Here is a 25,159-nt window from a genome sequence, read left to right as displayed (position 1 = left end):
TGAACGACGACCGAGGACCGGCCCCGGAGCGGGCCGGTCCTCGGTGTGTGCGGAGAGGGACGGACAGGGTCAGCCGCGCACCGGGGCCAGTTCGATCCGGTCGATGTTGGGCGCCCAGGCGGACGCGTTGGACAGGGTCAGGGTGTTGGCGCCCTGCTGGAGGGTGACCGGGACCCCGAGGGTCCAGAAGTCCTCCCAGCTCCAGGTGTTCTTGAAGGTCACCTTCCGGGAGGTGCCACCGATCGAGACGTCCGCGGTGCGCGAGACGATGTCGGTGTTGTACGCGTGGCCGTTGTCGCGCCGGTCGTTCTGGCCGTACGTGAGGACGAGCACGTACTTCCCGGCGCGCGGCGCGTCCACGGTGAAGGTGGCGGTGGCGGCGGCGCTGTTGCCCAGCCAGCCGATGTAGCTGCCCTCGGTGGCGTTGGCGCTGTCCACCAGCCGCGCCCCGCCGGCCAGCCGCGCCTGGGCGCCGTCGTGGGCGAGCGTGCCGGTGGTGGATCCGGTGCCGGTCACGTCCAGCGAACGCAGTGCGGCGCTGCCGGTGGCGGTGAGGCGGTTGTTGCCCGCCACCAGGTACAGGCGCAGGGCCTGGCCGGGGGCGGCGGTCACCGTCTCGTCGTGCAGGGCGAGCTGTACGGCGGCGGAGCCGCGCGAGGTCACCGTGTAGTACCCGTCGCGGGGTGCGTACACGTCGTAGACCGCCGAGGCGCCGGTGCGCAGCACGAGCGCGCCGGTACCGGTGCCGGACGCGTCGGTGTAGTCGTACGACACACTGCCGGAGATGTCGGCGAGGGTGGCCTCGTAGGAGACGGACGGCGTGGCGCTCGCGGTCAGGTCTATCCGGTCGAGGGTGACCTCACCGGTGCCCTTGGCGAGGGTGAGGGTGTGGCTGCCGGCGGTGAGGGAGACGGTGAGGTCCTTCTTCGCGCGGTACGTCCAGTTCTCGGTGGAGGGGTACGCGACGCTGGTCGTGGCGCCGCCGTCCACGGAGAGCAGTTGTGAGGCGGGGGCACCGGACTGGTTGCCGTACAGGACGGACAGGTCGTAGCTGCCCGTGGCGGGGACGGTGACGGTGAAGTCGACCTTGCTGGCGGCGGTGTTGAGCGAGCCGACGTCCTTGGTGCCGGAGGCGGCGTAGCCGTTGGCGTTGGACACGGTGCCCTGGGTGTAGACCTGACCGCCGGTGATGCGGGCGTCCTCGGCCTCGTAGGAGGCGGACCACGGGACGGTGGCGGCGGTGGGGGTGCCGGAGCCGGCCGGGGCGAGCACGATCCGGTAGGCGGACATCTGCTTCATGCCGGTCAGGGGAACGGTCACGGAGCCGTCGGCTGCGACGCCCAGCTTCGTACGGGACAGGACGCGCGGCGCGGCGTGCTGGCCCTCGTACCCGGACCAGGCGGCCTCGGCGACCGTGGCGGTGACCGAGGTGCCGAAGACCGCCGGGTCGACGTGCTGGACGGCCACGTCCGCGTCACCGGCCGCACCGCCGAGCAGTACCTGCGCCTGCTTGCGGGTGGTGTCGAGGGAGGCCAGGCCCTGGAGTGTGTCGACGGTGTTGAGCGAGGGCGGGGTGACCTTGACGGTGCGGCCGGTCAGCCCGGCGTACCAGCGGAAGAACCACCAGCCGCCGTTGGGGATGTTGGTACGGACGACATTGCCGTCGAGGTTGCCGGCAGCGTCCCAGTACGCCTGGTCCGCGTACACCTTGTTGCGCTCGAACATCGAGACCCACTGCACCAGTTGGCCCGGTACGGACAGGTCGCGCCGGTTGGCGTACTCGTTGATGTTGATCGTGCGGGGGGTGATCCCGACGCTCTTCTCGATGGCGCGGTAGGTGTCGAAGTGGCCCTGGAAGTCGCGCAGGGAGGAGGGGCTCAGCTCGTGCCAGGTGGTGACCTCCGGCAGGACGTTCTCCTTCTTCGCGAAGGTGAGGAAGTCGGTCAGCAGCCGGGTGTGGTACCCGGCTTCGTTGGGGCCGGCGATCCTAGCGTCCGGGTCGATCGCGCGGATGCGCTGGTAGACGGTCTTCCAGTCCTTGAGGAAGCGGTCCCGGTTGGTCTGGTACGTCGCCTGGTCGGAGACGCCCAGGTTGTACCAGATCTGGTCGGGCTCGTTGAACGGGACGTAGATGAAGTGCTCGCTGTTGGGCGCGTTCGCCACATCGCGGGCGATCTTGTCGACCTTGGTGAGGTAGTCGTCGATGCCGAGGTCCTCGTAGGGCCACTGGGCGTAGATGTCCTGCATCATCACCAGGACGTCGCCGCCGCCGTTGCGGAAGAACGACTTGGAGACGGTGACGGCGTCGCCGTTGGGGTGCTGGGCGCCGCCCTCGGCCTTCTGGGAGACGGTGGTGAGCTTGAGCGGGGCGAGCGCGGCGTCGCTCGGCACCCCGTCGTCGCTCAGTCCGTACAGCGCGCCGTTCGCGCCGCGCAGCACCTCTCCCTCGGACGCGGCGAGGTCGACGGTGACGCGCTGGGCGGCGGCGGTCCGGGTGCCGTCCGGCGCGGGCAGCTGGTCGGCGTGTGCGGCGGGCAGGAATCCGGCGGTCATGGCTGCTCCGAGCAGGGTCGCGCCGAGGATGGTCGACGCCCGGTGTCTGGTCCTTCCGGCGCCACGCGCCGGTCGGAAGGTGCGGGGGGATGTGCTCATTTGGACCTCCAGTTGCTACTTCACGGCTCCACTGGTGATTCCGGACACGATCTTGCGCTGGGCCACCAGGAACACGGCGACCATGGGCAGGCTCATCACCACGACGTACGCGAAGATGAGGTGCCAGTTGTTGAGGTACAGCTGGGCGCCGGCGACCTGGTAGAGATTGATCGGCAGGGTCGCCCCGTCTCCGCCGCCGAGGACGAAGAAGGCGTAGAAGATGTCGCTCCAGGCGTAGAGCATCACCATGATCGTCGCGGTGGCGATCACCGGCCGCAGCAGCGGCAGGATGATCCGCAGGAAGATCCGCGTGGGCCCGGCGCCGTCGATGCGGGCCGCTTCCTCCAGCTCGGTGGGGATGGTTCTGATGAACCCGGTCATGAAGAAGACCGAGGTGGACAGATACATCCCGGTGTAGACGGCGATCATGCCGGGTCTGGTGCCGGCCAGGCCGAGCTGGCGCAGCTCCATGACGATGGTGATCACGGCGGGCGGCAGCAGCAGCCCGCTGATGGTCAGGGCGTACGCGGCCGAGACGAGCTTCGAGGAGCGGCGGGCGAAGACCCAGGCCGCCCCGGCGCCGAGGATCAGCACCAGCGCCACCGAAGGCACCACGACGAGAAGGGAGTTGAAGAAGCCGCGGAACATCTCGCCCTGTCCGACGGCGTCCGCGTAGTTGTCGGCGGGCTGCCAGTGGCGCGGCGGATCGAGGTTGGGCCGTACCGCCTCGCCCTGCGGCTTGGCGGAGGTGACGAGCACCAGCCACAGCGGTACGCCGATGGCGAGCCCGGCGAGCAGGACGACCAGGGCCGGGCGGGCGCGACGCCACAGCCGCGGCCCGGTGCCGCGGTTCCCGCTGGTGCCGCTGGTTCCACGGCCTCCACTGGTTCCACTGGTTCCGGGGAGTGTGCCGAGCGTGCCGGTCACAGCATCTGCTCCCTTCGGCGCAGCCCGACGACGAGCGGGACCGCGATGACCACGACGATCAGGAAGAGGACCAGGCTCATCGCGGACGCCTGGGCGTACAGCCCCTGTCCGAAGATCCGGAACATGTAGATGTTGAAGACCTCGGTGGAGGCGGCCGGTCCGCCGCCCGTGGTGGCCTGCACGATGTCGAAGGTGTTCATCGAGCCGATGAGCGCGGTGGTGACATTGAAGGTGAGGGCGGGCGCGAGCATCGGCCAGCGCACGGACCGGAAGGTGCGCCAGGGCCCGGCGCCGTCGACCCTGGCGGCCTCCAGCATGTCGCCCGGGATGCCCTTGAGCCCGGCGAGATAGATCAGCATGGCCAGGCCCATCCACTTCCAGCCGTGGATGACGGAGACCAGGACGACGGTCCAGGTGGTCGAGCCCAGCCAGGGGATGTCCGTGCCGAGGGCGGCGTTGACCGCGCCGTCCTGGTCCAGGAGCGCCTGGAAGACATAGCCGACGGCGAGCGCCGAGATGAGCACCGGCAGGAAGAAGACGGCGCGGAAGAAGCGGTTGAAGCGGGAGTCCTCTTCGAGGAGGAGCGCGAGTCCGAGGCCGAAGCCGTTCTGGAAGAGGGCGGCGAGCGCCGCGTACAGGAGGGTGGTCCTGATGGACCTCAGCAGGGAGCCGTCGTCGGCGATCGTCCGGAAGTTGTCGAGGCCGGTGAAGGCGACGTCCGGATGGTAGGAGGACCAATTGGTGAACGGGTAGTAGAAGTTGAGCAGGTTGGGCACCAGGAAGAAGGCCGCGAAGACCGCGACGGCCGGCAGTGCGAACCACCAGGGGTGGTGGACGGCGGCACGGGGCAGCCGTCCCGGCCTCTTCCCTCCGCGGGTGGGCGGCGCGGCCCCGCGGGTGCGTATGACTGTGTCCGCCACGGCTGACATCCCTCGTACGGAAACGTGTGGAAGCGAGTGGAAGCGGGTGGGAGCGTTCGGAGACGTCCGGGAGTGTTCGGAGACGTCCGGGAGCCGCGGTCGCGGAGCGACCGTCAGAAGCCGGGCGCGCCCTGGGCCTTGGCCACCTGGGCGAACTGGTCCTGGATCGCCTGCGCCACCTGCGCGGGGGTCTTCTTGCCGTAGATCATGTCGGCGAGATAAAGGTGGGTGTCGGGCGCGACGATGGCCTTGGCCTGGAAGACACCGTTCGCCGTGGGCAGCGCCTTGATCTGGTCGAGAGAGGTCTGCGGGAGCCCGTCGGGGCTGGGTACGGCGGGCTGGACGGACGGGATCTTCATCGCCTTGATGTAGTCCGCGTAGTCGGTGTCGAGCCAGAACGCGAGGAACTGGCGGGCGGCGTTCTGCCGCTTCTGGTCACCGGTCTTGAAGGCGACCACGCCGTTGGTCTGGTCCGGCGAGTACATGCCGGTGGCGTCGGAGTTCGAGACGGGGAACCAGCCGATCTTCTGGTCGATCTCCGCCGTGCTGTACTTCGCCTGCAACTGCGTCTGGAAGGAGGTGACGTTGAGGACCATGCCCGCCTCGCCCTTCCACAGCGCGTCGGCCGAGCCGGTGAAGGTGCCGGTGCGGTAGTTCTTCTGGGCGAGCCCGGCGCCGAGCAGCTTGTCCTTGTAGGTGGTGACGGCCTTGACGACGACCGGGTCGGTCCACTTCTCCTCGTTCTTGTTGAGGCCCGCCCACCACCGCTGGTCGAGGTCGGTGAGCTGCACCTGCATCTGCCACTGCATGGGCCACTTGTCGCCGCCCGACTCGTAGAAGGCGGCGGCGTCCGTCGTGTCCTTGATCTTGTGGCCGAGCTTCAGCAGCTCGTCGTAGCTCTTGGGGAATCGAGCCTCGGCGATGCCCGCCTTCCGGAAGACGTCTTTGTTGTAGTAGACGCCGAGCATGGCGGGGCTGGTGACGATCGCGGCGTACCGCTTGCCGTCCACCACACCGAGCGACTTCTCCGTGTCACCGAGCTTGCTCACCCAGGGCTCGCTGTCCAGGGTGAGCAGATTCTGCCGGGGCTGGATGAACGGCAGTGTGGACAGGGACGGCTGCCAGAACATCAGGTCCGGCTTGTCGCCCGAGGCGAGCTTGGTCGGGACGTTCTGCTCGTACAGATCGGGGATGGCCTGGGTGTCGACCTTGGCGCCGGTGGCCTTCTCGAAGGCGTCGATGACCTGCCGGGGCGCGTTGACGGTGTTCTGGGCGGTCCACATGGTCAGTTTCACACCGTCGAGCCTCGCCGTGGGGTCGACCTTCGCGGCGGCCCCGGAGTCCGCGCCGTCGTCCGTCACCGTCGGATCGCTGCACGCGGTGGCGGTCAGGGCGGTGGCGCATATCAGCACCAGGACCGGTAGAACTCTCTTCATCGTGAGATCCGCCTCGCTGCGTAGGGGGTGGTGTGAAGGGTGCGCCTACCGCCGGGCCGGGTGGGCCGACGGCGGGCCTGAGCTTTCCCTGACGATCAGTTCCGGTACGGACACCGGATGCGGTGCCACCCGCGCCGACTGCTCCACGACGTCGTGGAGCAGCCCGAAGGCGGCCCGCCCCAGGCCCGCGAAGTCCAGCCGTACGGAGGTGAGTGACGGGGTGAGGTAGGCGGAGGAAGGCGCGTCGTCGAAGCCGGCCACACTCACCTCGCCGGGGATCGCCCGGCCCGCCTCGTGCAGCGCCCGGATCACGCCGAGCGCGAGATCGTCGTTGCCGCACAGGATCGCGGTGACGGCCGGGTCCCCGGCGAGCTTCCGGCCCGCCGCGTAACCGCCGGCCGGGCCCCAGCCGCCCTGGATGGTGCGCGGTTCGGGCGCCCCGGCCTCGCGCAGCGCGGTGCGCCAGCCCGCGGTACGCGGGGCGGTGCGACGGGTGCTGGACGGTATGGCCACGTAGTGCACGGTCTCGTGGCCGAGCGAGAGCAGATGCCGGGTGGCTTCCTCGGCCGCCGCCCGGTCGTCGGTCCACACCCAGGGGCGGTCGCCGCCGGGCGGGCTCGCCGGGGTCTCGACCACCCCCACGACCGGCAGTCCGGCGGGGACGGCCCGGAGGGCGCCGACCCCGGCCGGGTCGTACGCGATGACGACGAGCCCGCCGCCGGTGTCCGCCGCGCGCCGCACCACCGCGTCCACGGCGGTCTCGTCGGCCGACTCCAGCACCGCGATGCCCATGGAGTACGCGGCGCGGCGGGCCTCCTCCTCGATGCCCTGGAGGATGGCCGCGTAGCCGTAGTGTGTGGTGTTCGCGGTGAGTACGGTGACCGACCGGGACCGGCCGCTGGCCAGCGCGTGCGCGGTGGCGCTGCGTCGGAACCCCAGCTCCTCGATGGCGGCGAGGACGCGCTCGCGGGTCGACGGCTTCACACTGGGATGGCCGTTGATCACGCGGGAGACGGTCTGGTACGACACCTCGGCCGCCGCGGCGACGTCCCTGATGCTGGGTGCCGTGCCCGCCGGCTTCCTTGTGTGACCGGTCACATTCATGCCAGGATTGTGACCGGTCACAATGACCGCGTCAAGAGACCGTAACGATGGATTCATGGGCCGGACGCAATCCGCTGGTAGAAGCGGGATCAGGAGGGGCACGTTGACCGGACAGGCAGCGAACCACACCCGGGTGAAGTTCACTTGGGGCCATTCGGCTCTCGAAACGGAGTTCGCCACCGCCCCCGACGGCACACTGAGGATGACCCGGCTGGCCCGCCCCGACGACTCCGCCGTCCTCCCCGCTGCCCCCGGAGCGCCGCTCCCGCTGGTCGAGATATCGGCCCTCGGGCACGGCAGCGGCTGGTCGGGGCAGCGTTTCCTCGACGGCGCCCTCGGCTCCCGGCTGCGGTACCGCGCGCACCGGGCCGTACGCGAGGGTGACTGGCACCGGCTCGGCGTCGAACTGCACGACCCGGACTCCGGGTTGACGGCCGAGGTGCGCTACTCCTCCCCCGACGGGGTGTCCGTGCTGCGCGGTGAGGTCCGGCTCCGCAACGAGGGCGCGCGGCCGCTGGTGGTCCAGTCCGTCAGCAGCCTCGTCGTGGGCACCCTCCCCTCCCCCGACTCCCTGGACGTCCACCGGGCCCGCAACGACTGGCTGGCGGAGTGCCGTTGGTACCGGGAGCCGCTGCGTGACACCGTCGCGGCGCTCAACCACGAGGCCCACGAGCACGACAGCCGCGCCGCCCTCTCCCTCGCCGGACGCGGCAGCTGGCCCAGCGACGGCCATCTCCCGATGGGCGGCCTCACCGAGCACGCCGACGGCACGGACCACCGCGCGAACACCGGACGTACGGACGGCACGAGCGACACAGGCGGCACAGGCGGTACGAGCGGCACTCACCGCGCGGGCGGCGCAGGCGGCACGGGCGACACAAGCGGCACGAGCGGCACCCACCGCGCGGGCGGCGCAGGCGGCACGGACCGCACCGCCGGGCGCGCCTGGCTCTGGCAGATCGAGTCGGCCGCCGGCTGGCGCTGGGACACCGGCGAACGCGCGGGCTCCTCCTACCTGGCGCTGAACGGACCCACCGACGCCGAGCACCAGTGGCGTGAACGCCTCGGCCCCGGCGAGGAGTTCACCACCGTCCCGGCGGCCCTCGCGCTGGGCTCGGGCTTCGAGGACGCCCTCGCCCACCTCACCTCGTACCGCCGGGCGATCCGCCGCCCGCACCGTGACCACACCGCGCTGCCCGTGATCTTCAACGACTACATGAACACCCTCATGGGCGACCCCACCACCGAGAAGCTGCTGCCGCTGATCGACGCCGCCGCCGAGGCGGGCGCGGAGTACTTCTGCATCGACTCCGGCTGGTACGACGACGACGCGAAGGGCTGGTGGGACAGTGTCGGCGCGTGGCTGCCCTCGGACCGCCGCTTCCCCGGCGGCGGCATCCAGGTGGTTCTCGGGCGCATTCGCGAGCGGGGCATGGTCCCCGGGCTCTGGCTGGAGCCCGAGGTCGTCGGCGTACGCAGCCCGGTCGCCGAGACCCTGCCCGCCGACGCGTTCTTCCAGCGCGACGGCGTCCGGATCACCGAACACGGCCGCCACCAGCTGGATCTGCGCCACCCGGCGGCCCGCGCGCATCTCGACGGGACCATCGACCGGATCGTCGGCGAGTGGGGCGTGGGCTATCTCAAGCTCGACTACAACATCGCCGTGGCACCGGGGACACAGGGCCCCGGGGACATCTCGCCCGGCGGCGGACTGCTCGGTCACACCCGCGCGTATCTGGACTGGCTCTCCACCGTCCTCGACCGCTACCCGGACCTGGTGGTGGAGAACTGCGCGTCCGGCGGGATGCGGATGGACGGCGCGTCGCTCGCCGTCGCCCAGATCCAGTCGACCAGCGACCAGCAGGACCCGCTGTACTACCCGCCGATCGCCGCCTCCGCGCCGACGGCCGTCCCGCCGGAACAGGGCGCGGTCTGGGCCTATCCGCAGCCGGAGTACAGCGCGGACGAGATCTCCTTCACGCTGGGCGGCGCGCTGCTCGGCCGGATCCATCTCTCGGGCCATCTGGACCGGATGTCACCGGACCGGCTCGCCCTGGTCCAGCAGGCGGTGACCGCGTACAAGACGGTACGGGGCGACCTGCCCGGCGCCCTGCCCTTCTGGCCGCTGGGCCTGCCGGGGTGGGCCGACGACTGGTGCGCGCTCGGGCTGCGGGCGGGCGGCACGACGTATCTGTCGGTCTGGCGCAGGGACGGCTCCACCGGGCGCGTGCTGCCCGTACCGCATCTCGCGGGCCGCGACGTGCGCGCCGAGATCCTGCATCCCGCCGCTCCCGCCGGCTCCGCGCGGTGGCTGGCGGACCGCGCGGAACTCGCCGTCGAGCTGCCGGCCGCCCCCGCCTGTCTGCTCGTACGGCTGTCCGCGGCTGCTCCCGCCGAGGCCCGCGCGGGCGCGGTCCCCACGGGCGCGGTCCCCACGGGCGCGTCGAAAACTTTCGCCACGGATCGGTCCCTGTAGAACGGTTGACGCTGCGTCGAACAACTGACAACACTTCGGGACGGCAGTTCCAACAGGAACGCGCAATACCCCACAGGAACCCTCTCGGGAGGAACTCCATGCGCCCCCGCACCGCACGAAGAGCCTTCATTCCCCTGTTGTCACTGTTCCTGAGTCTGCTCGCCGTCCCCGGCGGACCGGCACACGCCGAGTCCGCCGGGAACGACGACAAGTCCGCCACCCGGCTCGCCGCCGAGGGGATCACACTCCACGGCCTCGACGACGTACGCGGTCATCTGACCCTGCCGACCACCGGCGACCACGCGACCACCGTCAGCTGGCGGTCCGACCGGCCGAAGGTCATCGGCACGACCGGGCTCGTCCACCGCCCCCGGCACGGCGCGGGCCCGGCGCGCGTCAAGCTCACCGCGACGGTCACCCGGGGCACGGCGCGCACCACCCGGGTGTTCCCGGCCACCGTGCCCGAGCTGCCGGTGCGGCAGGACTACACCGGTTACGCGTTCACCTACTTCACCGGGGACAGCGCCGCCGACGGTGAGCAGATCAGGATGGCGCTCAGCCGGGGCAACGATCCGCTGCACTGGCGGGAGCTCAACGGCGGCAAGCCCGTACTCAGTTCGGAGCTGGGCACCAAGGGGCTGCGCGACCCGTTCATCATCCGCTCCCCCGAGGGCGACAAGTTCTACCAGATCGCCACCGATCTCAGGATCTACGGCAACGGCGACTGGGACCAGGTGCAGCGCACCGGCAGCAAGTCGATCATGGTGTGGGAGTCCACGGACCTGGTGAACTGGACCGATCAGCGGCTGGTGAAGGTCGCCCCCGACACGGCGGGCAACACCTGGGCCCCCGAGGCGTACTACGACGCGTCGCTGAACGCGTACGTGGTCTTCTGGGCGTCGAAGATCTACGCCGACGACGACCCGCAGCACACCGGCTCCACCTACAACAAGATGCTGTACGCCACCACCAGGGACTTCCGCACCTTCAGCGAGCCCGAGGTGTGGAGCGACCCCGGCTACTCGGTGATCGACTCGACCGTGATCAGCCACAACGGCAGCTACTACCGCTTCACGAAGGACGAGCGGAACGCCTCCTCGACCACCCCCTGCTCGAAGTTCATCACGGCGGAGAAGTCCACCGATCTGCGCTCGACGTCCTACGACTTCGTCGCCGACTGCATCGGCAAGGGCTCGATCAGCCAGGGCGAGGGACCGACGGTCTTCAAATCCAACACCGAGGAGAAGTGGTACCTGTTCATCGACGAGTTCGGCGGACGCGGCTACATCCCCTTCGAGACCACCGACCTCGACTCGGGCAAGTGGACCATGTCGGAGAACTTCGAACTCCCGGTGAACCCCCGGCACGGCACCGTACTGCCGGTGACGGCCGCCGAGTACGAGCGGCTGCTCGGCGCCCACGCGGCCACGGCGTCGGTCGCCGATGCCACGGTGCCGGGCCTCAAGGCGTACGCGATGGTCGACGAGGCGGCGGCGAAGATCACCCTGCCGCTGGATCCCGGCACCGAACTGGACACGCTGGCACCGGCGTTCAGCCTGGGGGCGGGGGCGAGGATCAGCCCGGCCTCGGGCACCCGGCGCGACTTCCGCACCCCGCGGACGTACACCGTGACGGCGGCGGACGGGACCAGCAGGGTCTGGACCGTGACGGCACTGCACATGCGCAGCCCGGTGCTGCCGGGTCTCACCGCCGACCCGGACATCCACTACTTCGACTCCTCCGACTCCTCCGACTCCAGGGTGGCAAGGACGCGGGTGATCAGCCGGGCGCGGACCGGGCGCTCGCCGGCGTTGCGCACCTCCGTCTCCACACACACCGAGGGCTCGTCCCGGTCCAGCCCGGGTGTGGTGACACGGGTTCCGTACCAGTCCACGTGCAGCGGGCTCATGGTGTCGAGCCATACGTCCCGGTAGAGGCCCCCGGAGAAGGCGTGCTCACCGGACAGCTGCCGCTCGTCGAGCGTGAGGCTGAAGGAGTGCGGCAGGCCGACCTCCTGCCAGTCGGCGTCGTCGAAGTCCTCGCGCTGCGCCCCCGGGTGCTCACCGAGGGCGAAGCGCCAGGCGCGGTTGACAGTGCTCCGGTGTCGCACGGTGGCGGCTCCTGCGTGCTCAAGGGATTTTTACCGGTAAAATCGCGGCGGGTGCGACCCTAGTCAGCGGTGGCGAGGAGCGTCAATACGTGGGAGGCGCCGCCGGGTGACCCGGCGGCGCCTCTGTACGGGTGCGGACCGCGGCCCCTTCGGGCCGTCGTGCGGGGGCGGGCCGTTACGGTTTCGGCAGGGTGCACCCCGTACGGCTCAGGTCGATCTGGCTGCCCGAGCCGACGCAGGCCACGATCCCGTAGGTCTGCTGGGCGTAGTTGATGCCCCGGCGCACGGTGACCGTACCGTTCTCGGCCACCTCACACGGGTTGTTGACGGTGCAGCGCGCGCCGTCCTCGTTACCGGTGTTGTTGACGGCGACGACCTTGCCGGTGGCGTCGTCGATCACGGGCGAGCCCGAGGTGCCGCCGATCGTGTTGCAGGAGGAGGTGTAGCGGACCGAGTCCTTCCAGGTCCAGCTCCCCTCCTTCAGCTGATAGGCGAAGCCGTCGATGGAGCAGCTGTAGATGCGCTTCCAGTAGCCGGAGACCACCTTGATGGCGGTGCCCTGGGTGGGCCGCACGGAGTTCAGCTCCAGCGCCGATATTCCGTACGCGCTCTGTATCTGGGCGTAGGTGCTGGTGAGTTGGTACAGCGAGACATCGGTGTCGGTCATCGTCGCGTACGCGACCTTGCTGGCGCGCAGCGTCGCGACTCCGGTGCCGGCGGAGTTCAGCAGGGTGAAGGTACGGGTGGACGCCTGGTTGACGATGACCTGACCGGCGGCGGGGAATCCGGTCTCCAGGCAGTGGCCGTTGGACAGCACGAGAGCGGGATCGGTGGACAGGGATCCGGGGGTACGCACGACGGAGCCGGAACAGTTGCTGAGCGCCACCGTTCCGGCGAAGTCGACCGCCGCGACGGCCTCCTGGGCCGGGGCCGCGGCCTGGACGGTTCGGGTGGACGCGCCCGCTTCATGGCTTGTGGCCATCGCGGGTGCCGCGCCCGTTCCGAGGAGCAGTACGGCGAGGAGCGCGCCGAGGAGAGGCTTTCTCAATGTGGGGTCCCCTCTGTGACCGAAGATCTTTCGGTGACTTGTCATGAGCATTGAGCATTGTTGACTCATGTACGTCGGGGGGCAACCACGCCTCGGCAGCACGAAGAGCGGGACACCGGGGGCGGATCGCGAGGATCACGCTCCCGGTGTCCCGCTCCGTCGGGCGGTACGAGAAGGCCGAGAAAGGTCGAGCGGTACTTACTAGTTGATGAGGTCGTTACCGGCCTTGACCGCGTCGGACCCCGCCTGGACGGCGCTCTTGACGGCGCCGACCTTCTTGTTGACCTTGTCCCCGGCGACCGCGTCGAGCACCGGCTTGGCCTCCGTGCCGACGGCGACGGCGGTCTGCGCGGTGCTGTTCAGGGTGGATCCGAGGTCGCCAGGGGCGGCCAGGGCGGCGGGAGCGACGGCGGCGAGGAGCGCGGAGCCGGCAGCGGCGGCGGTGAGAATGCGTTGCACGTTCATGATCCATACAACGAGCGGGAGCGCCCGAGGGCACGCCGTCCGGCCCCTTTGTCCGCGTTTCAGCCGCGCGCGACCCGGGCGGTGGGGACGTTGTACGACATCAGAGCCGCCTGACCGTCCGCCATCCGGAGTTCGGTGACCGCGCAGTTCAGCGGCGCGGGGAACACCCTCCGGTACTCACTCGGCGGGATGGAGAGCAGCCGGCAGAGCACCAGCCGCAGCAGCGTGCCGTGCGCGACCACCAGCACCCGGCCGCCCGGGTGACGGTCCGCCAGCCGGAGCAGCGCGGCGACGCCCCGGGCCGCCGCTGCGGCGGGGTCCTCCCCGCCCGGCAGCGGGTGGGCGGCCGGGTCGCGGAGGAACGCCGCGCAGCGCTCCGGATGCGACGCCCGGACTTCGGCGAGGGTTCTGCCCTCGGCCAGTCCGAAGCCGAGTTCGGCCAGATCCGAGTCCACCCCGGCCTCCAGACCCGTCACCAGGACGGCGGGCGCCGCCGTACGCCGGGCCCGCGACAGGGGCGAGGTCACGATCGCGTCCAGAGCGGCGCCCGCCGCCCACGCGCCGAGATCCTCGGCCTGTTCGGTCCCGCGCGGGGTCAGGGCGATGTCGCTGACGCCGGCGTACCGGTTCTCCTCGTGCCAGACGGTCTCGCCGTGCCGGGCCAGGAAGAGAGTGGTGCGAGGGGTGTGTGTCATCCGTGCTCCCGTGCGTGGGCGGCCGTCTCCGGGGGCAGCCAGCCGCGTTGTTCGAGTGCGTCGACCAGCGTGGCGAAGGGCTCGGCGAAGCGCGCCCCGACCCGTGGCCGGTGTTCCAGGACCGTACGGATACGCACCATGCCACGGGGCGGGGTCTCGCCGCGCACGCCCCGGGCGGCCAGCACCGCCATGCCCAGGGCGGAGTCGGTGTGCGCCGGGACCCTGGCGTTCCTGCCCAGGATGTCGGCGCGCAGCTGGTTCCAGTAGCCGCTGCGGGTGGCGCCGCCGGTGAAGGTGAGCGGACCGTCGACGGGCGCGCCCAACTGGCGTACGTAGGACAGCGCGAGCCGCTCGACGAGCGCGACGCCCTGGAGCAGCGCGGCGTACCGGTCGGCGTCGTCGGCGGGCCTGCCGAGGGTGAATGCCTCCGCTTCGGCGGCCAGGAACGGGAAGCGTTCGCCGCGCGAGACCAGCGGGTAGGACACGGCGCCCGCCGGTTCGCGGTGTGCGGCGAGCCGGTCGAGGTGGCCCAGGTCGGCGCCGGGGAACGCCAGGGTGAGCGCGCCCGCGCCGACGCTGGAGGCGCCGCCCGGGAGCCAGTCGCCGTCGGGCGAGAGGTGGTTGTAGAGCACTCCGGCGGGGTCGTGCAGCGGGGTCGCCGTGACGCCTTTGAGGACGAGAGTGGTGCCGAGGACGGTGTTCCACTGCCCGACCTCCCAGGCGCCCGAGCCGAGCTGCGCCGCGCAGCCGTCGGTCATGCCCGCGACGACGGGGGTGCCCTCGGCGAGTCCGGTACGGTCGGCCGCCGCGCCGCACACCGTACCGAGCGGGGAGCCGGGGGCGACGACGGCCGGGAAGTCGAGGCCGGAGAGGCCCAGCCGGTCGTGGACGGCGCCGGGCCAGGCGCCGGTGGCCAGGTCGTAGCCGGTCTTGAGGGCGTGGCTGGTGTCGGTCGGCACGGGGCGTCCCACCAGCCGGGTGGTGACGAAGTCCGCCTGGTGGCAGACGCGGGCGCCGGGCCACCACGGCGGCCGGCCGTCCGCCGGATTCCCGGCCAGCCACAGCAGCTTGGCGAGCGCCCAGGTCGGCTGGATCCGGTGGCCCAGCGCGCGCCACACCTCGTCGCCCGCCTCCTGGGCGCGCCGGGCCTGCTCCCCCGCCCGGCCGTCGTCGTACATCAGCGCGGGTGTCAGCGGCTCCCCGGCGGGGTCGGCCAGCAGGACGGTGCCGGAGGTGGAGCACACCGCCACCCCGCGGACCCGGGTGGCGGGGATGCCGCGCAGGGCCCGGGAGAGCGCGGTGACGGTGCCTTCCCACCAGTCGGACGGGTGCTGTTCGTGCCGGTCGCCGTCGCGGTGGCCGGTGAGCGGGGCGGAGCCGCGCCCGAGCACCCGGCCGTCGTCGGTGACGGCCAGGGCGCGGACGCTCTGGGTCCCGAGGTCGACGCCCATCCACACGTCCTGGTGGCGTGCGTCCGTCAGTCCGCCCGTGGTCGCCGGGCCCATCTCAAGGTCCGTCACTGGTCCGCCTTCTCGTCGGCCGGCGATCCCCCACCGTGTTCGGCACGCGCCGCGTTCCGCACCCTTCATGCCTTTCACCCGTGCGGCTTTTCACACCCGCGGCCACGCGTTCGGCCGGGTGCGCCGGCGGCCGGTCGCGGAGCCGCGCTCGGCTTGTCACGCCTGGTGAGGTACGTGTCGCCGGGGTCTTCCACGCGTCGGCCGAAGGGTTGACCGGTGCGTGTCCGTGGTGAACACTGCCGACGGTACATCAAAAAACTATGTTATATCCTCAGAACTTGATGTTACTGAGGTGCGGACAGGACCGAGGAATGTCAGACCGAGGAATGCCCCAGGACGAGAGCCGCCGTGGCCCGCTGCGACGGCGCCGGGAGATCTCCGATCATGTGCTGTCGGAGGGATCGGCGTCGGCGTCGGACCTGGCGGAGCGGTTCGGCGTGAGTGTGATGACGATCTACCGCGACATCGACGAACTCGAACGCGAGGGCGTCCTGCGCAAGTTCCGCGGTGGTGTGACCGCGCAGCCCTCCGGGGTGTTCGAGAGCAATGTCGCCTACCGCAAGACCTCCATGCGGCGGGAGAAGGAGGCGATCGCCGCGGAGGCGGTGAGCCTGGTCGAACCCGGCATGTCCGTGATGATCGACGACTCCACGACCGCGCTGGAGCTGGCCAGGCTGCTGCCGGGCATCGAGCCGCTGACCGTGGTGACCAACTTCCTGGAGGCGCTGAATCTGCTGGCGGACGAGCGCGGTCTGCATCTGATGGCCCTCGGCGGCGACTACGATCCGCTGCACGACTCGTTCCTCGGGGTGCCCTGCGTGGAGGCCGTCGAGGCGTTGCGGGTCGATCTGTGCTTCGTGTCCGTGTCGTCGGTCTCCGGCGACTTCGCCTTCCACCAGGAACAGCGCATAGTCGCGGTCAAACGGGCCATGCTCAAGGCCGCAGACCGCAGCGTCCTGATGATCGACCACTCGAAACTCGACCGCACCGCGCTGCACCGGCTGACCCCGCTGTCCGCCTTCGATCTGATACTGATCGACGACCGCGTCCCGCCGGACACGCTGCGCTCCCTGGACGAGAGCGGCGTCCCCTACCGGCTCGCTCCGACCTGACGAGGCACCTCCCCTCCACCGCCAAGGAGACCCCCGCCGATGAGAATCCTCGCCGCGGGCGACCACTTCGTCGCCCCCGAACTGTTCGCCCGCGAGCTGACGGCCGAGATCGGCGCCGGTCATACGGTCGACCGGCTGTGCCTGCCGTGGCCGCTGACCCCGTTCGGACCGGTCGCCGAGGTCGACGAGGCGTCCGGCGACGAGCGGACCGTACTCGAAGCGCTCGCCGGAGCTGAGGTCTGCGTCACCCAGATGGCTCCGCTGACCCGGAAGGTCATCGAGGGCTCCCCCGGTCTGCGGCTGGTGGTCGTCGGGCGGGGCGGGCCCGTCAATGTCAGCCTCGACGCGGCGCGCGAGCACGGTGTCCGGGTGTGCAACACGCCGGGCCGCAACGCCGCCGCCACCGCCGAGTACACCGTCGGGCTGCTGCTGGCCACGATGCGCCGCATCCCGGAGACCTCGGCCGCGCTCGCCTCGGGACGCTGGGCGGGCGAGTTCTACACGTACGACAACTGCGGCCCCGGAGTGGACGGGGCGGCCGTCGGGCTGATCGGCTGCGGAGCCGTCGGCAGCCGGGTGGCCCGCGCCCTCACCGCGCTGGGCGCGCGGGTGTCTGTCCACGACCCGTACGCGGATCCCGCCGCCCTGCGTGCGGCGGGCACGCCCGTGGACGACCTGGACGAACTGCTGCGGCGCTCGGACATCGTCTCGCTGCACGCCCGGCTGACCCCCGGGACACGCGGTCTGCTCGGCGCCCGGGAACTCGCCCTGCTCCCCGAGGGCGCGGTCGTGGTCAACTGCGCGCGCGGCGCGCTGCTGGACGAGGACGCGCTGTGCGACGCGCTGGAGTCCGGCCGGCTCGCGGCGGCCGGGCTCGATGTGTTCGCGGTCGAGCCGCCGCCGCCCGGCTCCCGGCTGCGGTCCGCCCCCCGGCTGGTCATGACGCCCCATCTGGCGGGCGCCAACACCTCTGTCGCGCACAACGCCGCGCGGATCGCGGCGGCCGAGGTCGGCCGGTATCTGCGCGGTGAACCGCTCGCCCACCAAGTGGCCTGACGCCCCGTCACGGAACGGCTCATCTCTCAACGGCAGGAGGAGACAGGGTGTTCGTCGGACTGGACATGGGAACCTCGATCGTCAAGGCGGTGGCCTTCGCCGAGGACGGCTCGGCCCTGGCGTCGCACTCCACACCGATCTCGCTGGGCGGGCACGGTGAAGACGTCGAGCAGGACGTCGAAGAGGTGGTGGGCGCCGCTGCCGGAGTCCTCGCGGCGGTGGGCGCCGGCCGTACGCCCGCGCTGGTCGCCATCACCGGACAGGGCGACGGCCTGTGGCTGGTCGACGCGGCGGGCCGGGCGGTGCGCCCCGCGCTGTCGTGGATGGACGGCCGGGCCGGAGGGCTGGTCGCCGAGTGGATGGCCGACGGCACGGCGGAGCTGATGTACCGCCGTACGGGGAACGTGCTCTTCCCCGGCTCCCCCGGCCCGCTGCTGGCCTGGCTGGACCGCAACGAGCCGCGGTCCCTGGACGCGGCGGCGACCGCCGCCTGCTGCAAGGACGTCGTGCAGCTGCGCCTGACCGGCGAGCGTTCCACCGATCTGTCCGACGCCTCGGTCCCCTTCCTCGACCCGCGCACCCGCGCCTACTCCCCCGAGGCGCTCGACGCGCTGGGCGTCGGGCACCGGGCGGGGCTGCTGCCGCCCATCGCGGCGACGCTGCCCTGCGGTCGGGCGCGCGGACACCTGCCGGGGCTGCCCGACGGGACACCGGTCACCTCGGGCCCGTACGACCTCCCGGCGAGCGCGATCGGCGCGGGTGTGACCGAACCGGGCGACGGGCTGCTGATCGTGGGGACGACCCTGGCGTGCCAGGTCGTGGTGGAAAGCGTCGCGTTCGACGCGGATCCCGTCGGGTTCCATCTGGCCACGGCCCGGCCGGACCGTCATATGCGCGCCCTGCCTGCGATGACCGGCACGGTGGCGCTGGACTGGGTGCTCGGGATCACCGGCGCCTCGCACGAACAGGTCTCCGGCATGCTGGAGGAGTCGCCGCGGGGCGCCCGGGGCGTCGCAGCGCTGCCGTATCTCTCGCCCTCCGGGGAGCGCGCGCCGTTTGTCGCGCCCGCCGCGCGCGGAGAGTTCACCGGGCTGGATCTGCGGGCGTCGCGCGCCGATCTGGTCCGGGCCATGTGCGAGGCGATCGCGTTCGCGGCCCGGCACTGTCTGGAGGCCGGGGGCCTCACCGGCGAGCTGGCGGTGTGCGGCGGCGGGGTGCGCAGCCTCGCCTGGCTGCGGCTGTTCGCCGATGTGCTGGGCAGGCCGCTGCGGGTGGCGCGCGGTCCCGAACCGGGCGCGCGCGGCGCCGTACTGGCCGCGCTGGCGGCCCGGGGCGAGGAGCTGGGCCACGCGCCGGACACCGCCGCGTGGACGACTCCCGAGGCGGTGGTGGACCCGGATCCCGTCGGGGTCGCCTTCTACGAACAGGCGTACGCGGACTATCTGTCGCGGGTCGCCGCCGCGCGGGCCCGCTGGCGGGGACCGGCCGCCGCGCGCCCGCCGCGCCGGAGTCCGGCGCCTCAGCCCTTGAGGCCGCCCGCGAAGCCCTTGATCACGTAGCGCTGGAGCAGCAGGAACACCAGGAGGATCGGCAGGGCGGCCAGGACGAGCCCGGCGAAGACGAGACCGTAGTCGGAGACGTACTGGCCGACGAAGGAGAACACTCCGACCGGGACGGTCTCCTTGCCCGAGCCGCCCAGATAGAGCAGTGGTGTGAAGAAGTCGTTCCAGATGAACACCGCGTTGAGGATGATCACGGTGCCGGTGATGGGGCGCAGCAGCGGGAAGACGATCCGGGTGAACGCCTGCCGGTGGTCGCAGCCGTCGATCAGCGCCGCCTGCGCGTAGTCCGGCGGCAGGGCGCGGATGAAGCCGGTGTAGAGGAACACGGTGAACGGGAGCTGGATGCCGGTGTAGAAGAGCACCATGCCCTGGTACGTGCCGAGCCAGCCGACGCTGTCGACCAGTTTGTACAGCGGGATCATGCCGAGCTGGAAGGGCAGCACGATGCCCAGCAGGAAGAGGATGTACAGCCCGTAGCCCAGTCCGCGCACGCGCCGCGCGAGGTAGTAGGCGCCCGTGGAACCGAGGACGATGAGCAGCAGCAGGCTGACGGCGGTGATGACGGTGCTGTTGACCAGGGCGGGGCCGAGCGAGGCGGAGGACCAGGCGTCGCCGAAGTTGGCGAGGGTGGGCGGCAGGGGCGGGGCCAGTGGGGAGTCGGCGATCTGCCGGGGGTTCTTCATGGACAGGGTGATCAGGGCGTACACCGGGAAGAGGAAGACCACCGCGGCGGCGATCATGAGGAGTTCGAGTCCGTAGGTGCGGTACTTGGCGGGGCTCACGCGGTGACCTCCCGGGCGCGCAGATAGCGGAGCTGAATCAGGGAGACCGCCGCGACGAACAGCGCCAGGACCAGGGCGACGGCGGTGCTGTAGCCGAACTTCCCGAAGACGAACGCCTCTTTGTAGAGCACGGTGGACAGCGTCTCGCTCGCGGTGCCGGGGCCGCCGTTGGTCGCCGCGTACACCTGGTCGAAGAGTTTGAGGCCGCCGATGGTCGACAGCATGAGGTTGATGGTGAGGGCGGGGGCCAGCAGCGGCCAGGTGACGTAGCGGAAGCGCTGCCACGTTCCCGCGCCGTCGATGGTGGCGGCCTCGTGGAGTTCGGCGGGGACGCCCTGGAGTCCGGCGAGGAAGATGACCATGGAGTAGCCGGCGTACTGCCACACGACCATCGCGGCCACGGACCACAGGGCGAGCGAGGGGTTGCCCAGCCAGTCCTGGCGCAGTCCGCCGAGGCCGAGGGCGCCCAGGACGCCGTTGAGCCCGGCGCCGTCGTCGGGGTTGTAGACGTACTTCCAGAGGAACGCGACCATGACGGGGCTGACGACGGCGGGCGCGAAGAAGATCACGCGCAGCAGTGCCCGGGATCTGATGTTGGCGTTGACACCGAGCGCGAGGAGCAGTCCGACGGCGTTCTGGACGACGACCACGGCGAGGGTGAGCAGCAGTGTGTTGCCGACGGACCGCAGGGCACGGTCGTCGCCGAGCAGCGTACGGAAGTTGTCCAGGCCGACGAAGCCGAAGTCCCCGATGCCCGACCAGTCGGTGAAGGCGTAGCCGACCCCGGCCAGGCTCGGGTAGAGGACGACGACGGCGTACACGGCGAGCGCGGGGACCACGAACGCCCAGGGCGGGACGGTGGGGTCGTGGCGGCGGCCCCCGCGGCGGGTACGGTCCGGTTCGCCGGTCGTGGCGGGCTTCCCGGGGGCTCGCGCCGGGAGGTCCGAAGCGGCGGTCTCGGGAAGGGAGTTCACGGCTTCTTCCGGTAGGCGGTGTCCATCTGTCCCAGTGCTCCTTTGACGTCGGTCTTGCCTGCGAGCAGGTCCTGCACGGCGGCGAAGTGGGCGGGCTGCACCTCGGCGTTGGGCCAGCTCTGGTCCATGAAGGGCACGGCGCGGTTGGCGTCGACGACGGGCAGGAAGTCCGTGAGTACGGGGTCGATCCTGGTGGAGGCGTCGCGGGTGAACGGGATCGCCGAGACGTCTGTCGCCCAGCGGTTGATGTTCTCCTGCCGTCCGAGAAAGGCGACGAACTCCTTCGCGCGTGCCGGGTTCTTGGCGTGGGCGGCGACACCGAGGCCGACGACGATGCCCGCCGGGATCCACTGGTCGGCCGGGTCGTCACCGCCGGGGAAGGGGAACATGCCCAGGTCGGCGGGGTGGGCGGCGGCCTCGCGGAAGGTGCCGAGGACCGCCGAGACCTGGACGGCCATGGCCGCCTTGCCGCCCGCGACGAGAGAGGTCTGCTGCTCGAACGTGGTGCCGTTGGGGTTGGCGTTGAAGAAGCCCCGGCGTTGCAGCTCCTGGTACTTTCCCAGCGCGTCGGCCCAGCCGGAGTCGGCGAACTTCGCCCGCCCGGCGGCCATTTCGGCGTCGAAGTGCGGGTTCTTGGCGTACACCGCGTTGGGGACGAGGGCGTAGCTGATCAGCTGGGTCACCCAGGGGGTCTGCGCGCCGAGCGCGAGCGGGACGATGCCCTCGGCCTTGAGTTCGGCGCAGACGTCGAGCAGCTCGCTCCATGTCCTGGGCGGCTCCACCCCCGCCTTGGCGAAAGCCTTCTTGTTGTAGATGGCGCCGATGACACTGCTGCCCGCCGAGTACAGATAGGTTTTGCCGTCGTGCCGGTAGGCGGCGTCGAAGTTCTTCGGGATGGAGCGGGTCCACTCCTGGTCCGAGAGATCGGTGAGCAGTCCGGCCCTGGCGAGTTCGACCATGGACATCGCGCTGCCGCTGCCGGGGAACAGCACGTGCGCGTCGGGGGCGTTGCCGCCGGCGAGCTGGGTGCGGACGACGGTCTGCACCTGGTCGGTGGGGGCGAAGGAGGTGGAGAAGCTGGCATCCGGGTGGTTCTCGCGGTAGCGCTCGATGAGCGTGCCGAGAGGTTTCTGCTGGTCGGCGACGCCGACCACCCGCACCGTTCCGGAGCGGTCGGATCCGGAGCACGCGCCGAGGAGCGGGGGCAGCGCGAGGGCGGCCGCGGCGCCGCCGCCGATGCGGAGCAGTCCCCGGCGGCTGACCGGGGGCCCGGCGGGAGCTGTGGGGCGGTGCGGACCGGTGGTCATGGTGTGCTCTCCTCGGGTGAACCGACGCGGGTGAGCGGCGCGGGCGCGTGTTCCGCCGGGGCGGGAGCGAGGGCGGTGGCGGGCGCGAAGGCGGTGGCGGGAGCGGCCGGGCCGGGGGCCGTCGCGGTGAAGTGGTACGTCCCGGAGGCGACCCGGTAGACCGTGTGGCCGGGTGCGGCCCGCAGGAGTGTGAGGTGGTCGCGGTCCGCCGGATCGCCGCCCGACTCGCGGACCGAACCGGGCTCGTCGGTGGGTACGTACACCTCGGCGTCGGCCCCCGGTGGCACCCGTACCCGCAGGGAGAAGGTGTCGTCCCGGCGCTCCCAGCGCACCTCGGCCGTGCCGCGCGCCGATAGGTAGCGGCTGTTCGCGTGGGTGAGCGCGCCGGGCCGGGGCCGGACGCGCAGCCGCCGGTATCCGGTGGAGTCCGGGTGCTGGTCGAGTCCGGCGACACCCCGGTGGAGCCATTCGCCGATGGAGCCGAGCGCGTAGTGGTTGAAGGAGTTCATCGACGGCGCGCGGAATCCGGCGTCCGGGGTCCAGCCGTCCCAGCGCTCCCAGATCGTGGTGGCGCCGTGGCGCAGCGGGAACAGCCACGAGGGCACCTCGGCGCGGCGCAGCAGGGCATGGGCGAGATCGGCCCTCCCGTACGTGTCCAGGACGGGCGCGGCGAGCGCGACGCCGAGGAAACCGGTGAGGAGGGCGGGGCCTGCGCTCTCCACGAGTTCGGCGAGCCGGCGCGCGGCGGCGGGGGCGCGGTCCTCGGGCAGCAGTCCGAAGGCGAGCGCGAGGAGATAGCCGGTCTGCGTGTCGCCCTCGATGGACAGGGTCTCCCCGTCGGAGATCACGAACCGGTCGGTGAACACGGCCCGGATGTCGTCGGCGAGCCGGTGGTAGGTGTGTGCCGTGTCCCGCTCCCCCAGTACCTCTGCGGCGCGTGCGGTGAGCCGGGCACTGTGCGCGAAGTACGCGGTGGCGACGACGTCGCGCGGGGTCGGGGTGCCGGGTGCGAGCCAGTCGGCGAAGTGCGGGCCCACCTTCCGCCGCCAGACGAGATCGGGGTTGTGACGGTGGATCAGGTCGATCCAGGCGCGCATGCCGGGCAGCGCGCGGGAGAGGAAGCGCGGATCGCCGTAGGTGCGGTAGAGGTGCCAGGGGATGATGACACCGGCGTCGCCCCAGCCGGGGGCGCCCTCGTCAGCCACTCCGGTGAGCCGGGGCGCGACATTGGTGAAGCCGCCCTCGGGGGTGCGGGCGTCCTCGACGTCGCGCAGCCATTTGGTGAAGAAGGCGGCGACATCGGCGTTGAGCGCGGCGGTCGGCAGGAACACCTGCGCGTCGGCGAGCCAGCCGAGCCGCTCGTCGCGCTGCGGGCAGTCCGTGGGCACGCTGACGAAGTTCGACCGCTGGCCCCACTCGACGCAGGTGTGCAGCCGGTTGATCTCGGGGTCCGAGCAGTCGAACGCGCCGGCCCACGGCGTGTCGCTGTGCAGCGCGACGGCCACGACGTCGGCGGCGCGCAGCCCGGGGACCCCGCTGATCTCCGCGTAGCGGAAGCCGTGGTAGGTGAAGCCCGGCTCGAAGACGGTGTGTTCGCGGCCGTCGCCGATCAGTACGTCGGTGGCGGCGGCGGTGCGCAGATTGGCGGTGTACGGGCGGCCGGCCGCGTCCAGCGCCTCGGCGTGGCGGACGGTCACGCGCGCGCCCCCGGGGAGCGCGGCCACGCGCAGCCGTACCCGGCCGGCGAGGTTCTGGCCGAAGTCCACCACATGGACCGCCTCCCCGGTCCGGGTGACGGAGCGTGCGGGCAGCTCGGCCATGGCCCGTACGGGCTCGTCCACGGATGCCACGAGCAGCCCGTGGTCGGCGTCGGTGACCAGGGCGGGCGTCCAGCCGGAGTCGTCGTAGCCGGGCAGCTCCCAGCCGTCGGCGGCGTGGCGCAGATCGTGGCACTCGCCCATGAGCAGATCGGCGTGGCGGACGGCTCCGGTGCCGGTGCGCCAGGCGGAGTCGGTGGCGATCACGGTCGTACGGCCGTCCGCGCCGGTGAGGTGCAGTTCGGCGAGGAGCTGGGGGAAGGCGCCGTAGTGGGCGCCCGCCCTGCGCGGTTCGAAGCCGACGAAGCCGCTCCACCAGCCGTCGGCGAGGGTCGCGGCGAGGACGTTCTCGCCCTCGCGGAGCAGTGCGGTGACGTCGTAGGTCTGGTACTGGATACGGCGGGTGTAGTCGGTCCAGCCGGGGGCGAGTTCCGCGTCGCCGACCCGGACGCCGCCGAGCCGGATCTCGTACAGTCCGCGCGCGCTCACATAGAGCCGGGCGCGGGTGACGTTCGAGGCGGTGAAGGTCCTTCGGAGCAGCGGGCAGGGGGCGAGACCGTGGCCGTCCAGGGCGTGTGCGCCCTCGGTGGGCGCGTCCATGACGGCGAGGGGGTGCGGGTCGTGGCCGATCCAGGAGGCGCGCCAGTCCGGTGTGCCGGTGAAGGCCGTCTCGAACCAGGACGTCTCCTCGGCGGGCGCCGAGGGACCGGCCGGCCAGACGGAGAGCCGCCAGTGGTAGCGGGTACGGGCCGTCAGGGCGGGCCCCGCGTAGAGGACTCCGATCGCGCCGGGGTCCTCGACCCGGCCGGTGTCCCAGAGGGGGCGGCCGCCCTCGTCGAGATCCTCGGGCCGCTCGGCGACCCGTACCCGGTAGGCGGTGGGGTCGTCGCCGCGGCGCTCGGAGACCAGCCGCCAGCCGAGAAGCGGGGTGCTCTCGTCGATGCCCAGGGGGGTGGTGCGGTGGTCGCAGCGCAGGGCGTAGGGGCGAAGGCCCTGCGACCCGCCGTGCGCCGACGTGCCGTTCGACGACGCGCCATCCGCCGACACGCCGTTCGACGACACGCCGTTCGCCGACGCGCCATCCGCTGCCGGGGGACCGGACACGGGCACGTCCTTCCTTGGCGCCGGACAGACGGCGCGTCACCTCGGCCGCCCGCCGGGCCCACCTGGCGTGAACTCGACGTGAAGACGGCCAC

At 71.5% G+C, this 25,159-nt stretch carries 19 protein-coding genes; 6 read left to right on the top strand and 13 right to left on the bottom strand.

Translation table 11 applies throughout. The features are described 5' to 3' along the window. Positions 1-69: 69 nt before the first annotated feature. From OG627_RS31870 to OG627_RS31850, 5 genes are all read right to left on the bottom strand, one after another. Entirely contained in the window at positions 70-2,553 is a 2,484-nt protein-coding gene (locus tag OG627_RS31870; protein ID WP_329073118.1) for a CBM35 domain-containing protein, read from the bottom strand. Between the two features lie 114 nt (positions 2,554-2,667). Next, positions 2,668-3,483 (bottom strand): carbohydrate ABC transporter permease, encoded by an 816-nt coding sequence (locus OG627_RS31865; RefSeq protein WP_329073116.1) that lies wholly within the window; start codon positions 3,481-3,483, stop codon positions 2,668-2,670. A gap of 92 nt (positions 3,484-3,575) precedes the next feature. Further along, positions 3,576-4,499 carry a carbohydrate ABC transporter permease gene (locus tag OG627_RS31860; RefSeq protein WP_329071074.1) on the bottom strand — a complete coding sequence of 308 codons (924 nt, stop codon included), beginning with the start codon at positions 4,497-4,499 and terminating at the stop codon, positions 3,576-3,578. Between the two features lie 113 nt (positions 4,500-4,612). Continuing rightward, a complete protein-coding gene (locus OG627_RS31855) occupies positions 4,613-5,935 on the bottom strand; it encodes an ABC transporter substrate-binding protein (protein WP_329071072.1) in 1,323 nt (440 codons plus the stop codon). Positions 5,936-5,980: 45 nt separating this feature from the next. After that, complete coding sequence (locus OG627_RS31850; RefSeq protein ID WP_329071071.1) at positions 5,981-7,039, bottom strand: LacI family DNA-binding transcriptional regulator; 1,059 nt, start codon at positions 7,037-7,039, stop codon at positions 5,981-5,983. Between the two features lie 55 nt (positions 7,040-7,094). Between OG627_RS31850 and OG627_RS31845 the strand changes: the two genes are divergently transcribed. The 3 genes from OG627_RS31845 to OG627_RS31835 all read left to right on the top strand — a co-directional run bounded on the left by OG627_RS31845 (position 7,095) and on the right by OG627_RS31835 (position 11,688). After that, positions 7,095-9,515: a glycoside hydrolase family 36 protein gene (locus tag OG627_RS31845; protein WP_329071069.1), complete on the top strand. Its 2,421-nt coding sequence runs from the start codon at positions 7,095-7,097 to the stop codon at positions 9,513-9,515. Positions 9,516-9,652: 137 nt separating this feature from the next. Next, positions 9,653-11,449: a glycoside hydrolase family 43 protein gene (locus OG627_RS31840; protein ID WP_329071068.1), complete on the top strand. Its 1,797-nt coding sequence runs from the start codon at positions 9,653-9,655 to the stop codon at positions 11,447-11,449. 17 nt (positions 11,450-11,466) lie between these two features. Next, entirely contained in the window at positions 11,467-11,688 is a 222-nt protein-coding gene (locus OG627_RS31835; RefSeq protein WP_329071066.1) for a hypothetical protein, read from the top strand. A gap of 112 nt (positions 11,689-11,800) precedes the next feature. Here OG627_RS31835 and OG627_RS31830 read toward each other — a convergent pair whose 3' ends face one another. The 4 genes from OG627_RS31830 to OG627_RS31815 all read right to left on the bottom strand — a co-directional run bounded on the left by OG627_RS31830 (position 11,801) and on the right by OG627_RS31815 (position 15,338). Then, positions 11,801-12,673, bottom strand: coding sequence for a S1 family peptidase (locus OG627_RS31830; RefSeq protein WP_329071065.1), 873 nt, complete (start codon positions 12,671-12,673; stop codon positions 11,801-11,803). A 201-nt stretch (positions 12,674-12,874) separates the two neighbouring features. Then, positions 12,875-13,132, bottom strand: coding sequence for a hypothetical protein (locus OG627_RS31825; RefSeq protein ID WP_329071064.1), 258 nt, complete (start codon positions 13,130-13,132; stop codon positions 12,875-12,877). Positions 13,133-13,197: 65 nt separating this feature from the next. Then, positions 13,198-13,833: a histidine phosphatase family protein gene (locus OG627_RS31820; RefSeq protein WP_329071063.1), complete on the bottom strand. Its 636-nt coding sequence runs from the start codon at positions 13,831-13,833 to the stop codon at positions 13,198-13,200. After that, a complete protein-coding gene (locus OG627_RS31815) occupies positions 13,830-15,338 on the bottom strand; it encodes an FGGY-family carbohydrate kinase (protein WP_329073114.1) in 1,509 nt (502 codons plus the stop codon). Before OG627_RS31815 ends, OG627_RS31820 begins: the two co-directional genes overlap by 4 nt. A gap of 326 nt (positions 15,339-15,664) precedes the next feature. Between OG627_RS31815 and OG627_RS31810 the strand changes: the two genes are divergently transcribed. The 3 genes from OG627_RS31810 to OG627_RS31800 are packed head-to-tail and all read left to right on the top strand — an operon-like array spanning position 15,665 to position 19,080. Beyond that, positions 15,665-16,465 (top strand): DeoR/GlpR family DNA-binding transcription regulator, encoded by an 801-nt coding sequence (locus tag OG627_RS31810; RefSeq protein ID WP_329071061.1) that lies wholly within the window; start codon positions 15,665-15,667, stop codon positions 16,463-16,465. Between the two features lie 39 nt (positions 16,466-16,504). After that, positions 16,505-17,521 (top strand): 2-hydroxyacid dehydrogenase, encoded by a 1,017-nt coding sequence (locus OG627_RS31805; RefSeq protein ID WP_329071059.1) that lies wholly within the window; start codon positions 16,505-16,507, stop codon positions 17,519-17,521. A 47-nt stretch (positions 17,522-17,568) separates the two neighbouring features. Beyond that, positions 17,569-19,080 carry an FGGY family carbohydrate kinase gene (locus OG627_RS31800; protein ID WP_329071057.1) on the top strand — a complete coding sequence of 504 codons (1,512 nt, stop codon included), beginning with the start codon at positions 17,569-17,571 and terminating at the stop codon, positions 19,078-19,080. On the opposite strand, the gene OG627_RS31795 is transcribed toward OG627_RS31800, so the two are convergent. From OG627_RS31795 to OG627_RS31780, 4 genes are read right to left on the bottom strand one after another with little or no spacing between them, the layout of a single operon-like run. Continuing rightward, a complete protein-coding gene (locus OG627_RS31795) occupies positions 19,041-19,865 on the bottom strand; it encodes a carbohydrate ABC transporter permease (RefSeq protein ID WP_329071055.1) in 825 nt (274 codons plus the stop codon). The two genes, OG627_RS31800 and OG627_RS31795, sit on opposite strands and share 40 nt — an antisense overlap. Further along, on the bottom strand, positions 19,862-20,839 hold the full coding sequence (locus OG627_RS31790) for a carbohydrate ABC transporter permease (RefSeq protein WP_329071053.1): 978 nt from the start codon (positions 20,837-20,839) through the stop codon (positions 19,862-19,864). Before OG627_RS31790 ends, OG627_RS31795 begins: the two co-directional genes overlap by 4 nt. Then, entirely contained in the window at positions 20,836-22,146 is a 1,311-nt protein-coding gene (locus OG627_RS31785) for an ABC transporter substrate-binding protein (RefSeq protein ID WP_329071050.1), read from the bottom strand. The genes OG627_RS31790 and OG627_RS31785 overlap by 4 nt, the downstream gene beginning before the upstream one ends. Further along, positions 22,143-25,067 carry an alpha-L-rhamnosidase gene (locus OG627_RS31780; RefSeq protein ID WP_329071048.1) on the bottom strand — a complete coding sequence of 975 codons (2,925 nt, stop codon included), beginning with the start codon at positions 25,065-25,067 and terminating at the stop codon, positions 22,143-22,145. Before OG627_RS31780 ends, OG627_RS31785 begins: the two co-directional genes overlap by 4 nt. Positions 25,068-25,159: the final 92 nt, after the last annotated feature.

The organism is Streptomyces sp. NBC_01429 (assembly GCF_036231945.1).
Classification (GTDB): domain Bacteria; phylum Actinomycetota; class Actinomycetes; order Streptomycetales; family Streptomycetaceae; genus Streptomyces.
This window is presented reverse-complemented; position numbering and strand designations above follow the sequence as displayed.

Bases quoted from the DNA above. Each gene is read 5' to 3' on its own strand.
- OG627_RS31815 (WP_329073114.1), bottom strand. From the start codon at position 15,338: ATGGGCCCGGCGACCACGGGCGGACTGACGGACGCACGCCACCAGGAC.
- OG627_RS31810 (WP_329071061.1), top strand. From the start codon at position 15,665: ATGTCAGACCGAGGAATGCCCCAGGACGAGAGCCGCCGTGGCCCGCTG.
- OG627_RS31850 (WP_329071071.1), bottom strand. From the start codon at position 7,039: ATGAATGTGACCGGTCACACAAGGAAGCCGGCGGGCACGGCACCCAGC.
- OG627_RS31805 (WP_329071059.1), top strand. From the start codon at position 16,505: ATGAGAATCCTCGCCGCGGGCGACCACTTCGTCGCCCCCGAACTGTTC.
- OG627_RS31855 (WP_329071072.1), bottom strand. From the start codon at position 5,935: ATGAAGAGAGTTCTACCGGTCCTGGTGCTGATATGCGCCACCGCCCTG.
- OG627_RS31845 (WP_329071069.1), top strand. From the start codon at position 7,095: ATGGGCCGGACGCAATCCGCTGGTAGAAGCGGGATCAGGAGGGGCACG.
- OG627_RS31870 (WP_329073118.1), bottom strand. From the start codon at position 2,553: ATGACCGCCGGATTCCTGCCCGCCGCACACGCCGACCAGCTGCCCGCG.
- OG627_RS31785 (WP_329071050.1), bottom strand. From the start codon at position 22,146: ATGACCACCGGTCCGCACCGCCCCACAGCTCCCGCCGGGCCCCCGGTC.
- OG627_RS31820 (WP_329071063.1), bottom strand. From the start codon at position 13,833: ATGACACACACCCCTCGCACCACTCTCTTCCTGGCCCGGCACGGCGAG.